Annotated in this window: 11 protein-coding genes; 6 read left to right on the top strand and 5 right to left on the bottom strand. The window is 47.0% G+C overall.

The window, feature by feature from the left end; all coding sequences use genetic code 11:
- Positions 1-141 precede the first annotated feature (141 nt).
- Together EEX84_RS02195 and EEX84_RS02200 are read left to right on the top strand one after the other, a co-directional pair.
- On the top strand, positions 142-564 hold the full coding sequence (locus EEX84_RS02195; protein ID WP_123163929.1) for a hypothetical protein: 423 nt from the start codon (positions 142-144) through the stop codon (positions 562-564).
- Positions 564-2,429: a tetratricopeptide repeat protein gene (locus tag EEX84_RS02200; RefSeq protein ID WP_123163930.1), complete on the top strand. Its 1,866-nt coding sequence runs from the start codon at positions 564-566 to the stop codon at positions 2,427-2,429. The genes EEX84_RS02195 and EEX84_RS02200 overlap by 1 nt, the downstream gene beginning before the upstream one ends.
- Before the next feature lie 64 nt (positions 2,430-2,493).
- Here EEX84_RS02200 and EEX84_RS02205 read toward each other — a convergent pair whose 3' ends face one another.
- The 3 genes from EEX84_RS02205 to EEX84_RS02215 form a co-directional block, all read right to left on the bottom strand.
- Positions 2,494-2,736, bottom strand: a complete 243-nt coding sequence (locus EEX84_RS02205; protein WP_123163931.1) for a hypothetical protein — start codon at positions 2,734-2,736, stop codon at positions 2,494-2,496.
- A 102-nt stretch (positions 2,737-2,838) separates the two neighbouring features.
- Complete coding sequence (locus EEX84_RS02210) at positions 2,839-3,777, bottom strand: MBL fold metallo-hydrolase (protein ID WP_123163932.1); 939 nt, start codon at positions 3,775-3,777, stop codon at positions 2,839-2,841.
- A gap of 242 nt (positions 3,778-4,019) precedes the next feature.
- Complete coding sequence (locus EEX84_RS02215; RefSeq protein ID WP_158599059.1) at positions 4,020-4,676, bottom strand: GDSL-type esterase/lipase family protein; 657 nt, start codon at positions 4,674-4,676, stop codon at positions 4,020-4,022.
- A 405-nt stretch (positions 4,677-5,081) separates the two neighbouring features.
- Here EEX84_RS02215 and EEX84_RS02220 point away from each other — a divergent pair, with 405 nt between their 5' ends.
- The 3 genes from EEX84_RS02220 to EEX84_RS02230 all read left to right on the top strand — a co-directional run bounded on the left by EEX84_RS02220 (position 5,082) and on the right by EEX84_RS02230 (position 8,743).
- On the top strand, positions 5,082-6,083 hold the full coding sequence (locus EEX84_RS02220) for an ion channel (protein ID WP_123163934.1): 1,002 nt from the start codon (positions 5,082-5,084) through the stop codon (positions 6,081-6,083).
- Positions 6,084-6,133: 50 nt separating this feature from the next.
- Positions 6,134-6,529 carry a hypothetical protein gene (locus EEX84_RS02225; RefSeq protein WP_148039011.1) on the top strand — a complete coding sequence of 132 codons (396 nt, stop codon included), beginning with the start codon at positions 6,134-6,136 and terminating at the stop codon, positions 6,527-6,529.
- Positions 6,530-6,664: 135 nt separating this feature from the next.
- Positions 6,665-8,743 (top strand): sensor domain-containing protein, encoded by a 2,079-nt coding sequence (locus EEX84_RS02230; protein ID WP_123163936.1) that lies wholly within the window; start codon positions 6,665-6,667, stop codon positions 8,741-8,743.
- A gap of 85 nt (positions 8,744-8,828) precedes the next feature.
- Here the strand turns inward: EEX84_RS02230 and EEX84_RS02235 are convergent, their stop codons facing one another.
- Both EEX84_RS02235 and EEX84_RS02240 read right to left on the bottom strand, forming a co-directional pair.
- Entirely contained in the window at positions 8,829-10,097 is a 1,269-nt protein-coding gene (locus tag EEX84_RS02235) for a dicarboxylate/amino acid:cation symporter (RefSeq protein ID WP_123163937.1), read from the bottom strand.
- A 92-nt stretch (positions 10,098-10,189) separates the two neighbouring features.
- Complete coding sequence (locus tag EEX84_RS02240; protein WP_123163938.1) at positions 10,190-11,413, bottom strand: threonine synthase; 1,224 nt, start codon at positions 11,411-11,413, stop codon at positions 10,190-10,192.
- 145 nt (positions 11,414-11,558) lie between these two features.
- On the opposite strand from EEX84_RS02240, the gene EEX84_RS02245 reads away from it, so the two are divergent.
- Positions 11,559-13,235 carry a DUF2207 domain-containing protein gene (locus tag EEX84_RS02245; protein WP_158599060.1) on the top strand — a complete coding sequence of 559 codons (1,677 nt, stop codon included), beginning with the start codon at positions 11,559-11,561 and terminating at the stop codon, positions 13,233-13,235.
- Positions 13,236-13,488: the final 253 nt, after the last annotated feature.

A 13,488-nucleotide genomic window follows, 5' to 3' on the forward strand; every position in this document is an offset into this window, starting at 1 on the left:
GGTCATTGCCTGACACGGATCAGATGCTGCACATGAGGGAATTCCCTGTTTCCTGCCGGGAATGTTCCTAGCCGGAAAATTCAGCAAAAACACATGTTATACTGAAAAAAACATGCACTACTGCAGAGAGGAATGAAGAATATGTCAGGACCATCCCTACGTCAATTACATGCCCACCACGCTATTCACCAGGGGGGCTTATCAGGTGCCATTACAAAAACAGAGGAAATGGAAGATTTATTGAGAGCAAAAGAGTTTGCAGTTGCCCGCCAGGCTGCCGACCATTTGGTGGAATATTGGGAAACGCGGATCATCAGCCACGCCGACGCGGAGGAAGAAGGATTCTACCAGGAAGTGCTCGAGCAGGACCCCAGTCTGGAAGACGCCGTGGCCAAACTGACGCGTGATCACGACCTGCTGCGCATCATTGCAGCGGATATTAAGGAAATGCTGAAAAAAGAAGGGCTGACATATGAAGTTATGCAGCAATTCCATGCCCTGCTCGTTGTCAACGCCATCCACAGCCGTGATGAGGAACGATTATTGCTGGAGGAACATTTCTGATGGCCCACATCCAGGGAGAAAACACATTGACCATCGGCCGCAATGACCCTTGCCATTGCGGGAGCGGGAAAAAGTACAAAAAATGCTGCGGTAAAGACGAAGCGGCCAAGACGATGTTCGAAGAGCAGAACAAAGTTCTTCGGGAAGTGCTTCAGGAATTTTTTGAAAATCACCCCCGCCCTTCCGAACAAAAAGAATTGCTGGCATGGAAAGACACAACCGAAAATTTATTGGTTCCGCTTTACGGCGAAGAAAAATCAAACGGCATCATCGGTGATTTGTTCTTCTTTTTGAAACGCGTTGATGTATGGAATGCCTTTATCGAACATAAGGCCAGAATGGAAGAGCGCCCGCAGCTCAAGCAAGTGTTGAGCGCATGGCCAAACCCCGAATTTCTTGTGGGTGAGATTCTTTCCATCACTGAATACAAAGCACAGATGCGGGATTTATTGTCCGGCGATACGAAGGAAATTGAAGTCAATGAATCATTCCCGGTGGAAACCGGCAATCTGGCCATCGGCTTTTATCTGCCGGATGTCCGGATCAGCCCGCAGTTTGTCATGGCTTTGAACAGCGTTACAGCCGTTGTCGAGCCCAAACCGGAAACCATTCAAAAGATGAAGGATATGTACCAGTCTTCTGAAGCAACAGAAGCACAGGAATTTTACCGGAACAACGCCTTATCTGTCTACAAACAGTTCAGCAGCGGCATACGAAGCACTGAACAGGTCCCACCTGAAGTGCTGGAAACAGTCCAGTCTCTCGAACAGTTTCTGATTGAACACGATTTGAAAAGCGATGACCTGATCGAATCGTTTTTCCATTACTTAGAACCTCTTCCGGAAGTGCCCAAAGCCGCCATTCCAGGAGCCATTCAATTCGGCATCAGCCAAAAATTGTTGAAATTCGATTGGAGCTCCGCTGACATCAGCCGGCATTTCCAAGCTGAAATGGGAGACATTCAACAGTTTGCTGAAGAATTGCAGGCCTTTTACGACAAAGCGGTGGCAAACCAGGAAAAAGAAGCAGCCTATGCATTCGAAGTCGGCACGAACCCGAAATCGAATGAGCTTCAGAATTGGAATTTGTACATGCACTTAAAACACGCCACCATCACAAGCGAATCGGCTTTGAAACGGCAAATGGAATATTACCATGATGTTCCGTACGAGCCGAAATCTGATGCTGAACAAGCGCAGCTGACTGCTTATGAAGCGTACCAGGTTAAGACCGAAAAAGAACGGATAGCCAAATTCGAACAGCTCCAGCGTTTGGATCATCAAAATGCAGATGGTTTCCTGCTTGCTGCTGAAGTGGAAAGCGAGCCCTCAGCACGTGAAGCATTGCTGAAAAAAGCCGTCAGCTCCGGAGAAAAGCAGTTCGAACCGGAAATGGAAGTTGCCTGGCTGTATGTCCCCAACCGCCCTTATTTGCGTGCCCTGTTCCTGCTCGGCAACCTGTACTGGGAGCAAAGTCGTTTCGAAGAAGCATTCGACAAATACCAAAAACTGCTCCTGCTGAATCCCGCTGACCACCAAGGCGTCCGGTACATGGCCATCTCAGCTCTGCTGGCAACCGACCGGCTGGAAGAAGCCGAGAGCCTGATCGGCCATTATGAACAGGAAAACACAGACAATGCGTTTTACGCCTGGTTTAAATGGCTGATCCAGCGCAAACGTCAGGTATTATCAAACAAGACACAGGAAGCTTACCTGGAAGCAATCGAGAAAAACCCTTATGCGAAAAAATACGTGGAAAACCGCTACGAACCGGACCCTTACCCGGCATCGAGCGTCATTACGCCGCGATCACCTGAGGAAGCCCGTCTAATCTGGACATTCCTTGCACCGAGCCTGACTAACTGAAAAAAGACAAACAAGAGCCCCTGCCGGATTTACTGGCAGGGGCTCTTGTGACTTATGATTTAACTCAGCTATTGATCGAATTGGTTTGGCGATCGTCTTTGGCTGAACTGTAATTGCCTTCCCCGACACGGCGCCGGATTTCTTCTTCGGAGAGTTCCTGCGCCACTTCGCCCGTCGGGATATCATCTGCACCTTGTTCGACTTCCATTCTTTCAACACGTGCAAAGCCGGCATTTGTCTGTCGGCCAATCCGTTCCCGTTCCTGACGGCTCATGTATGTTTCTTCCACCTTGTTTTTATCATCCATTGGAAGTTCCTCCATTCTTTTTGTTAACCTGTTCCCGAAATAGTGAAAACAGAAACCTGCTTTGTCTGTCAAATGGCTCCCGTAAAAAATCTTTACTGACTTTTACTTCGATACGTATTCCATGAGCCCCTGCGCACTGACTTCCATGTCCAGCTGCAGAATGTCGTACACTTTGTGGTCATCTTTTACGCCGAGTTCACGCAAATGGATTCTGATCAGGTCCTGGAGCCTTTTGGCAAGTTCTTCCGGTGTTTGGTTTTTAGCTGCGGCTTTTTCCGCTTCTTCAACAAAGACGACCAGCCATTCCGCCACTTGCCGCAATGCCATGTCCGGTTCTTTGCTCATTCCGTAATGGCCAAAGTAAATCGCATCAAGACGCATCGCCGTCATCCGGTCAATGGCGCGCTGCATGGCCACCGGATCGAATTGGTTGGGGGAAGTCGAAGGCAAAAATAAATCGATGCCATCGTCCACCAATTGCTGATACCGGATGCCAACCGTGTCTCCTGTAAACATCCCGTTGGTGACCGGGTCGTAAATACTGAAATGATGATTGGCATGTCCCGGCGTATCATGAAATTTCAGCACACACGTCGGGCTGATTTTCAGTGTATCCCCTTCTTCCTTAATGAGGATGCGCTCTTCGGGAACCGGAACAATCGGTTCAAACAAGTCGTCGAATTTGTCGCCGTATACCATTTTTGCACCTTTCACCAATCGCGTGGGATCCGCTAAATGCCTCGCCCCTTTTTTATGTATCACCACTTGGGCGTTCGGGCAGTCCTGCAGCAGCAATCCGGCTCCTCCGGCATGGTCCAGGTGCACATGAGTGACGATGATGTACTTGACTTGTTCCAATGAATGCCCCAGCTTTTTCAGGCCTTCCTTTACATGTTTGATGGACGGGCTCGGACCTGTTTCAACAATGGTCAATTCGTCTTCATCGAGGACATAGGCACCTGTCCGTTCAGGAGTCCCTAAATCATACCCGTCGATCAAATGAATGTGTTCGTTTAACCGCAGTGGTTGTTGCTCTTCCAATTTTCAAACCTCCTTTGGAATGGTATTTTCCGAATACTCTTTCAAGTGTAAGCCAACAGCCGTTAATATTCAAACAGCATCGCCATCCGACAAGCCAATTTGTACAGTTTTAGCGATAAAGCGCCTTAGCATTAGCCTCATCCTCATCCTATTCCAGAATACCGTTCCAGCTTCCTGAATTCTTCAAAGGCAATGAGGATTGTCAAATAAAAAAGGAAAAGCATCCATGGATACTTTTCCTTTCAACGCATTTTCTCACTTTGTTCAGACAATTGTGTGGCAAATCCCGTTGCCGCTAACGTCTTCAGCAGCAAGTCGTGCATCAATTGATACCCTTCATCGTTTGGATGGATGTCATCCAGCCAAATAGAAGGATTCTTGCCCATGGCGTCTGTTTTCGAAACAACGACTCCTCTTTCACCGATGGCCGTATTCCACAGCCGGAACAGAAGATTGGTGAAACCGAAGTATTGAAACTCCTTTTTGATCGAATTATATAAATTATTCTGGACGATTAAGGCTTTGTCATTTTGTTCCCGGATATATTGATACGTTTTCAGCAGGTTTTTCCGGTAGATTCGCTTTAAACCCGCAAATTGCCTAATCAACCCTTTGGCTCCGTTCTGGCGGAATCCCCGCAGCAAATCATTGCCGCCAATATTCAGCAGAATCAAATCAGCTGTTTGGATGAAGTGCTGCCACTTATCGCTCTGGAGACGTTCCACAAGTCCGTTGCTTGTCAATCCGTTGATGCCCAGGTTGGTCACTTTGCTTCCGGGAAAGGTTTCTTTTAAATACTTAGCGATGCCCTCCCGTGTCCCGTAACCGTAAGCCACGGAATCTCCGAGAATCACAATATGCTGCACGGTAAGTTGCTTTTTCGGCTTTTTTAATTTCAATTTTATTGGCCCTCGAAAAAGGGCGCTGAATCGATTTTTGGTTGCCAATCAACTGCACTTCCTTTTCCTGATAAGTATATCTCTATTTTAACATAATTATCGTCTGTCTTCGATATTGGCAACTTAGACAGGGAACTGCTTTGACGTTTTTCACCAATTTCGTTGACTTTCTAAAGTCTGTAAAAAGAAACTTCCCTAAATAGGGTTTTCTCTTCCCTTCCCAGAGGAAAAGGAGAACATAGCTTAAGAGTGCCGAGTCTCAAGACCGTCTTTTTGAGAGCGATAACTTTTACTTCCATCCGTCCAATTTTACAGATCAGAGAGTCCGACTCACACAAGAGACAGGATTTGCTTGCCATTACACAAAACAAGGTACTTCGAAAAAATTTTTAAAGGAGGAGAAAAATGTCTGTTATTTATTTATTGTTGGGTATTGTGCTGCTGGTTATTGGCATTGTCGACTTTATATGGACCACTTTATGGGTTGACGGTGGTGCAGGCCCCGTTACGAAGAGGTTGTCGGCACTGCTCTGGAGAGCGATGAAAAAATTGGGAAGAGCCAACTCCCGATTGTTCAGCTGGTCAGGTCCGCTTACTTTGATGCTTGCATTATCGACCTGGATTTTCTTTTTATGGGCAGGCTGGACGCTTGTATTCGCCGGAAATCCATCCTCCATTACCGACACGCAAGACAACAACCCGATTTCGTGGGGGGAACGCATCTATTTTGCGGGTTATCTGATTTTCACGCTCGGAAACGGGGATTACAGTCCGAACGAAGGCATTTGGCAGTTTGCCGCCACTTTGGCGACTGCAACAGGTCTGCTCTTTATCACATTGGGCGTCACTTACCTGCTGTCAGTGCTTGGTGCTGTCTCCCAAAAACACGCACTCGCTGAAAGCATTCATGGGTTGGGGAAAAACGGAGTCGATATCGTTCTCAACTCATGGAACGGCCGGAATTTCCACGATATCGATTTGCTGCTGAACAGTTTCGCCAACCAGTTGAGCGCCATCACTTCCCAGCATAATGCCTATCCGGTCCTTCACTACTACCATGCCGATAAAGCGAAAGAAACTTTGCCCGTGGCGGTGACGGCACTTGATGAAGCATTGACGATTTATCTTTATGCGATTCCGGAAGAATTGCTGCCAAACGGAGCTCTTTTGAAGGAAACACGTGCTACTGTCCACAGCTATCTGGAAACGCTTCGATCGGCTTATATTGAGCCATCCAGCAATAATCCACCCTTAATCGATCTGTATTACCTTCGGGAGGCTGGACTGCGGACAGTTTCCGATGACAAATTTCTGGATTCGCTGTCAGATTTACAGGAGCGGCGCCGCTTGCTGCTGGCTGTACTGGAAGAGAATAACCGCCAATGGCCGGAAAAGAGCGATAAATAACAGTTTTTACGACCACCCGATTTGCATACATCCAAATCGGGTGGTTTATTGTGCTGGCTTGTCTTCGTTTTTTTGAAGGTTTTCATTTTTGTCAAAAAAATCTTACAGAAGGTATTTTCTTTTTAATGATTTTGCGTATAATACCGTTCATAAGGGGGGATTGGATGCATCAACAAAATTATGAAGAGATCAAAAAAAGAAACGGCAATTCTGCCAAAGCAATGGGGTTTTTATTTGCCGCAACAATCGCCTTAGTCGGTTGGGGCTTCTATTCCTCTTCGCTTCCTGCGTTCCTGCTGGCCGGATTTTTTATGATGACGCTGGCAGCTGAAAGCCGCGCCTACCGAGAAAGTATAAAAAGAGAAAAATTGATTGAAAAACAGAAAGACCTATTGACGCAATTGACACAACAATCATTTAAAGATCATACAGACAAAATCTCTTAATGCGATTAAGGGATTTTTTTCTTTTTGCTTCATTTCAGCATGAAAACATTCAATTTTTTTACAAGCTATGCTACTATTTTAATAAAAGACTCTTTTTATTAAAAAAGACAATAGACCTATTGGAGGTTACAAAGCATGGAGCACGAGCCGAACAAAGTGACGCCTTCTCTTCCTACAGAGTTTTACAGAGATATGTTCAACGCATTGATACAGGAAGCCGCAGTCAGTATGTATATGCTGGAAAATGGAAAATTCACTTATGTGAATAACCATTTCAGTGAGATGATCGGCTATTCCGAAGAGGAAATGCTGGACGAAGGGGTGCCAGTTGACCGGTTGATTCATCCCGAAGATTTGCCTGTAGTGCTGAAAAGCATTGCCCAAAAGGTGGATGGCAAAAAAACACGCTACCGGGTCCGGGCAATTCATAAAAACGGAAATCTGCATCATGTGGAAATCCATGCCACCAAAAAGGTCATCATGGGAAAATACACAATTTTCGGTACAGTCATCGATGTTACAGAAGAAGTAAAAGCACAGCAATTACTCGAAGAGAAGAAAGAGCAGTTCCAATCGCTTTTCTATCATAATCCGGATGCTGTTTTCGCTTTTGATCTGGAAGGCAGGTTCATCGATGCCAATCAGGCTTGTGTCGATTTGACCGGCTATCTGTTGGAGGATTTATTGGATATGTCATTCGCTCCACTGATCATATCAGAGCATTTGTCAAAAACACTCACCTATTTCGAAGAAGCGATCAAAGGAAAAGTGAATCGCTACGAAATTACCATCAACCGGAAAGACGGAAAACAAGTTTACCTGGATTTGACCAACTTTCCCATGAAACGTGACGGAGAAATTATTGGAGCTTACGGGATTGCTAAAGATATTACAGAGCAAGTCGAGTACAGACAGAAAATGGAAGAGCTGGCTTTTTACGATCCATTGACCGGTTTGCCGAACCGAAAGTTATTTGAAGACCGTCTGGAGCAGGTCAATGGCAGGTTGAAAGAAAGCAATGACTGCCCGGCTGTCCTTTTTCTCGATTTGAATCGGTTCAAATTCATTAACGACACGCTGGGTCATCAGCTGGGGGATGAGTTTCTGAAGATTGTCGCGCATCGCTTAACACAAAGTGTGCGAAAGACCGATACCGTTGCCAGGATTTCAGGAGACGAATTTGCGATTCTTTTGCCTGATACCACGGAACGGGAAGCCATTCGTTTAGCGGAACGGCTGAACAAGGAACTCGCAAACCCCTATGAAGTGGAAGGGCATTCCGTATCCATCTCTGCCAGCATCGGCATTGCTTTGAGCGAAAACAACATGAAAAATGATGTTCCTCATTTGATTAAAAATGCGGATATTGCCATGTACCACACCAAGAAATACGGCGATCAACCTTATACCATCTATTCGGAAGAGCTCGATTTACAGACACGCTACAAATTGACGATTGAAAAAGATTTGAAAAATGCACTGCGCAATCAGGAATTCATGCTTCATTATCAGCCGATTGTCGACTTGGAAAGCGGTGATATCACCGCGATGGAAGCACTGATCCGCTGGAATCACCCGACACTGGGTCTGGTTCCACCAGACAACTTTATTCCAGTTTCTGAAGAAAGTGGACAAATCATCCCCATTGGCAACTGGGTTCTTGAAACGGCCTGCCGGCAAAACAAACAATGGCAGGAAGCAGGCCATGGTCCTTTTAAAATTTGTGTGAACATCTCCACCATTCAGCTGCAGCGTGAGGATTTTGTAGAGACCCTGCGCTGTATACTTAAAAAGACAGGGCTTGACCCACAATGGCTGGAACTGGAAGTGACGGAAGGGATTTTGATGGAAGATACGGTTTTCCTGAAAGAAAGCCTTTTGAAACTTAAATCGCTCGGGGTATCGGTTGCCATCGATGATTTCGGCACCGGTTATACATCGCTCAGTTATTTACGGCAATTTTCATTTGACCGCGTGAAGATCGACCGCAGTTTTATCAAAGACATTCATACAGATGTCAACGGAAAAGCCATCACTTCGACAATCATCGCACTGGCCCACCGGTTGAACATTGGGGTCATTGCGGAAGGAATCGAAGATGAGCAGCAATTGTCGTTTCTTCAGGGAGAGACCTGTGATGAAGGGCAAGGCTATTATTTCAGCAGGCCCATGGCACCCGATAAGCACGATTTTCCTTTACTGAATAAAAAATGAATAAACTTTCACCAGATAAAAGGCAGTCTTCAAGGAGCAGAACCGCTCCATGAAGGCTGCCTTTTGTCATCGTTCCGGTGCATCGTTATTTCGTATCCAGCACAGTTCCATCATTTTCAGTCATCGCGTCAAGCAAGTTTTCACCGGCCAACTCGTCAACCCATAATTCATCTTCGGAAGCGGCCACTACTACAGAACCTGCTGCATCTCCCATGACATTCACCGATGTTCTGAACATATCAAGAATGCGGTCCACTCCAGCTATCAGCGCAATGCCTTCAAGCGGCATATTGGCGGCCGTCAAGACCATGGCGAGCATTACCAGCCCTGCTCCCGGTACGCCAGCAGCTCCAATCGATGCCAGAACGGTTGTTAAGATAACGGCGAGAAGCTGCAAAAAAGACAGTTCGAGACCATAGAACTGGGCAATGAAAACAACTGCAATCCCCTGGTAAATAGCTGTTCCATCCATATTGATCGTAGCACCCAGCGGCAGGACGAAACTGCTGATTTTTCTGGAGACACCCAGATTTTCCTGGGTGTTTTTCAAGGTGACTGGCAAAGTTCCAGAACTGCTGCATGTGCTGAACGCCACGGCCGCCGCAGGAGCAATTCCTTTGAAAAATTTCAACGGACTGATTTTCGCAAATCGCTTCACCAGCATTGAATAGACGAAAAGAGCATGTACCGCACATGCGATGGCCACCGCCAGAATAACTTTCAGCAACGGCATGAGGACGGCCACACCGTATTGCCCGACGACAGGAGCCACTAAGCCCAGCACGCCGATTGGTGCCACCCACATGATGATTCCTGTGATCTTGTACATCACTTCCGCAAATCCTTCAAAAAAACGCAGGACTGGCTGTGCCGGTTTTCCCACCAGCGTGATTGCCAGACCGATGAAAATGGCGAAAAAAATGACTTGCAGAATATTTCCTGTCGCAAGCGCTTCAAAAGGGTTTTCCGGGATGATATTGAGCAATGTGGCAATGACGCCTCCTGTTTCGTTCACTTCTGCAGTTGTTTCAGGAACAGTGAGCGTCAACCCTTTCCCAGGAGAAATCAAATAAGCGAAAGCCAGGCCTATGGTGACCGCTACCGCACTCGTCGCCAAGTAAAACACGATGGTTTTTAGGCCGATTCGGCCCAATTGTTTCGGGTCTCCTGTACTTGCAATCCCCACCACTAAAGAAGCAAGGATCAAAGGTGCAATAATGAACTTGATCAACCGTAGAAACAAGTCCCCCAGTGGCTGCAGCACTTCGATCGATGGGCCAAAAACAGCACCTAAAACAATGGCCAAGCCGAAAGCGATAAAAATCTGCATCATCAGATTCCCTTTTAATCTCATGAAATTCTCCCCTTTCTTATTTGCAAGCAATTACAAATGACGAAAGTTGAAGCATTTTCTGCGTTAAACTCCTGCAAGGCGATTTCAAGGCCTCAAATGCTGTTTGGTGCTCCAATGGAACCGTCTTTCTCCAGTATCGGAATTTTAATTTCCACCGTATCCGGGTATTTGATGCCGGCTCCTGTATTCAACGCCACCACTTTCTCCCCTTCTTTGATCCAGCCGGTTTGTTTCAGTTCCCGGATTGCCGCAAATGCTGCGGCGCCTTCCGGACAAATGAACGCCCCTTCCAAACGGGCAATCGTTTGCTGTTCTTCCAGCATGGTTTCATCGTCAATGGCAATGGCACATCCTTCTGTTTCATAAAGGGCTTCCAGCACCAGAAAATCCCCGAGTGCTTTCGGCACATTGATGCCAAAAGCCAGTGTAGTGGAGTCAGGCCAGAATTCAGACTCTTTCTTGTTTTCTTTCCATGCTTTGACGATGGGTGCGCATCCTGTCGCTTGGACTGCCACCAGGCGCGGAAGCTTCCCTTCCACCCAACCGAGCTTTTTCAGTTCGTTCAACGCTTTGTAAATACCGATCAACCCGACGCCTCCGCCGGTCGGATACAAAATCACGTCCGGCATTTCCCAATCCATCTGTTCGGCGATTTCCAGCCCCATCGTTTTTTTGCCTTCGATCCGGTACGGCTCTTTTAACGTGGAAGCGTCATATAATCCGTGTTCTTTGACGGCTTTTCCGACGATTTTTCCCGCATCGCTGATCAATCCATCCACCAAATACAGATTGGCTCCAGCAATGGCAACCTCATTTCTTGTGATGACTGGCGCATCGACCGGCATGACGATCGTCGAAGCGATCCCGGCTCTGGCGGCATATAACGCCCAGGCCGCTCCCGCATTGCCGTTGGTCGGCATCGCCAATTCCGTCACGCCGACTTCTTTCGCTTTGGATACGCCAACAGCTGCCCCTCTTGCTTTGAACGTGCCGGTCGGGACGAGGCCTTCGTCTTTCATATAGAGATGTTCAACGCCCATGTCTTTGCCGAGTGCCGGCATTGAAACAAGCGGCGTCATCCCTTCCCCCAAAGTGATGACGTTTTGTTCTTCTTCTACCGGCAGCAGCTCGTGGTAGCGCCACAGATCCCCCTTCCTTGCGGTTACGTCTTCACGCTTGAGTTCTGCTTTTAGTTGATCCCACTTGTAGTCAACCAGCAGCGGAGCTCCGCACGAACATAATTGATGCTGTTCTGAGGTGTTGTATGTATTGCCGCATTTCGGGCAATACAAATGTGAAATGTAACTGTATTTCAACTGCTCATCCCCTTTCCTTTTGAGGTAATTTTAGCAATGAACTACAAAGTTGACAATAATATTCTGAATTGTTAAACGAATGAAACCTGCCTTTCTGAAACTTTTTATTCTTTCGCCCGTAAACAATAGGCAAGAGGTGATTTACATGAAACGAAAAAATATAACCGCTTTTAGTTTCGCTATTTTTCTGCTGCTCGCACCGACCACGGTTTTGGCCGTCGAGTATACGATTCCCGAAGTGACAATTGATGCACAGCTTACTGAAGATGGAACGGTTGAAGTCGTCGAGCAGCATACGTATGAATTCGAAGATGATTTTGAAGGGCTCTTAAGGGAAATCGGCACAAAGCCCGACACATCCGTCGAGCAGTTCGAGGCATTTGAAAATAACCGTGAACTGGAAGTGGAACAGGAAGACGACCTCTTCAGAATCTACAGAGCCGGCGATGACGAAACGGTAACGGTCGAAATGCATTACCAAATTACCGGCGCAGTGGAAAAATTCGAAGACGGTGCCGAATTTTATTGGGGATTTTTTGATGAACGCAATGAAAGTGATTACGGCAATATGACGATTATCGTTCATCCTCCCGCTCCTGCTGAAGACGTTGAGTTTCTCGGCTACGAAGAAGCACAAGACACTGCTTCTCTGATGGTGGATGGTGCTGTTGAATTCAACATGGGTGAGGTTCCTGAAGGCAGAAATGGAGATATCCGTGTGATTTATGACGCTGAGCTGTTCCCAGCTGTCGAAGAACAGGCTGGAACGGTCCGCGACGAATTGGCGGATGACCGGCAACAGCAGGAGGAAGATGCCGCAGCGTTTGCCGCAAACCAGCAGACGGCACGGGGCATCGGCAATGTGGTCCTCCCTGTCGGAGCTGCATTATTGGCGCTGTTGCTTGGCTGGGCATGGTTCCGTTCCCGCCGTGACAAACAACAGGCAGCCGTTGACGACTCCCGTTTCTTTGTACCGAAACAAAAGATGAGTATTCCGGCGACGATTTATTATGTGAAATCAGTGTTCTTAAGCCCCAATGCTACGGCTGCTGCCTTGATGGAACTCGTCCGAAAAGGTCACGTCAAACAAGTGACTGAAGATATTTTCGAATTGATTGACCGCAATACAGAATATACACACGAAGCGGCGTTGATCGAGTTATTATTTGACCATGTCGGAGATGGCACTTCTTTTGACGTCGGCGAACTTGAGAACTATACAAAAGATGAAGACCATGCTGAGACGTATAATGAATTGATCAGCCAGTGGACTAAAGGCATTGCCGACGAAGTAAAAGGAAAACATTTGTACCGGAAACATTCAAAAATCCGTTGGTCATCTGCGGTAATTGCATTGGTGTTCGGCGCTGCAGCCGGCTATTTCGGCTGGTATGAACTGTATCCGTTACTGGCGGTTTCCATCTTCATCGCCGTGGCGTTTCTGGCTTTTGCTGTTTTCTATCACCCGCGCACCGTGGAAGGGCTCATCATTAAGAAAGAATGGCAGCAACTGACCAGCGCAATGGAAGATCTTCCTTCTGAACAGTGGCACCAATTGACCCATGATGAAAAACTTCGTGCCTATGCGTACGCACTGGGTGTCGAAAACAAAAATCTCGATAAAAAAGGTGCTGCGTTTTCATTGGCAGAGACGGCTTCTGATTCTGTTGCCACCGGAAGCTTTGTCATGAACCCGATCTTCCTCACTACGATCTTTGTAGCCGCAAGTTCCAACTCAACAGCCCATGCAAGCGGCGGCTCTTCCATGCCTGCCGGGGGCGGTGGAGTCGGCGGCAGCGGCGGCGGATCCGGTGCTTTTTAAAAAAGATTGACCCATAAACTAAAAGCCGGCTTTCAGTCTATATTGACTGGAAGCCGGCTTTTTTGATGTGAACAGATCAGCGCTGTACGTTTTTATTTCGTTTAAAACCTGTCGTCTGTCTCACTTACTTCAACACCTATAATAAGCGTCAGAATGGCGGTAACGATTAGAACCAGCGACATAACCACTAACATTGGAATCCCCTCCTGTGCGATTTAATGGCAAGCTTTTCAGAAATGACCATTACGCATTT

The sequence above is a fragment of the Planococcus salinus genome, assembly GCF_003719725.1.
GTDB lineage: Bacteria > Bacillota > Bacilli > Bacillales_A > Planococcaceae > Planococcus > Planococcus salinus.

Excerpts from the sequence above, each read along its gene's own strand:
- EEX84_RS02195 (WP_123163929.1), top strand. The coding sequence starts at position 142 with ATGTCAGGACCATCCCTACGTCAATTACATGCCCACCACGCTATTCAC.
- EEX84_RS02200 (WP_123163930.1), top strand. The coding sequence starts at position 564 with ATGGCCCACATCCAGGGAGAAAACACATTGACCATCGGCCGCAATGAC.
- EEX84_RS02205 (WP_123163931.1), bottom strand. The coding sequence starts at position 2,736 with ATGGATGATAAAAACAAGGTGGAAGAAACATACATGAGCCGTCAGGAA.
- EEX84_RS02220 (WP_123163934.1), top strand. The coding sequence starts at position 5,082 with ATGTCTGTTATTTATTTATTGTTGGGTATTGTGCTGCTGGTTATTGGC.
- EEX84_RS02230 (WP_123163936.1), top strand. The coding sequence starts at position 6,665 with ATGGAGCACGAGCCGAACAAAGTGACGCCTTCTCTTCCTACAGAGTTT.
- EEX84_RS02235 (WP_123163937.1), bottom strand. The coding sequence starts at position 10,097 with ATGAGATTAAAAGGGAATCTGATGATGCAGATTTTTATCGCTTTCGGC.
- EEX84_RS02245 (WP_158599060.1), top strand. The coding sequence starts at position 11,559 with ATGAAACGAAAAAATATAACCGCTTTTAGTTTCGCTATTTTTCTGCTG.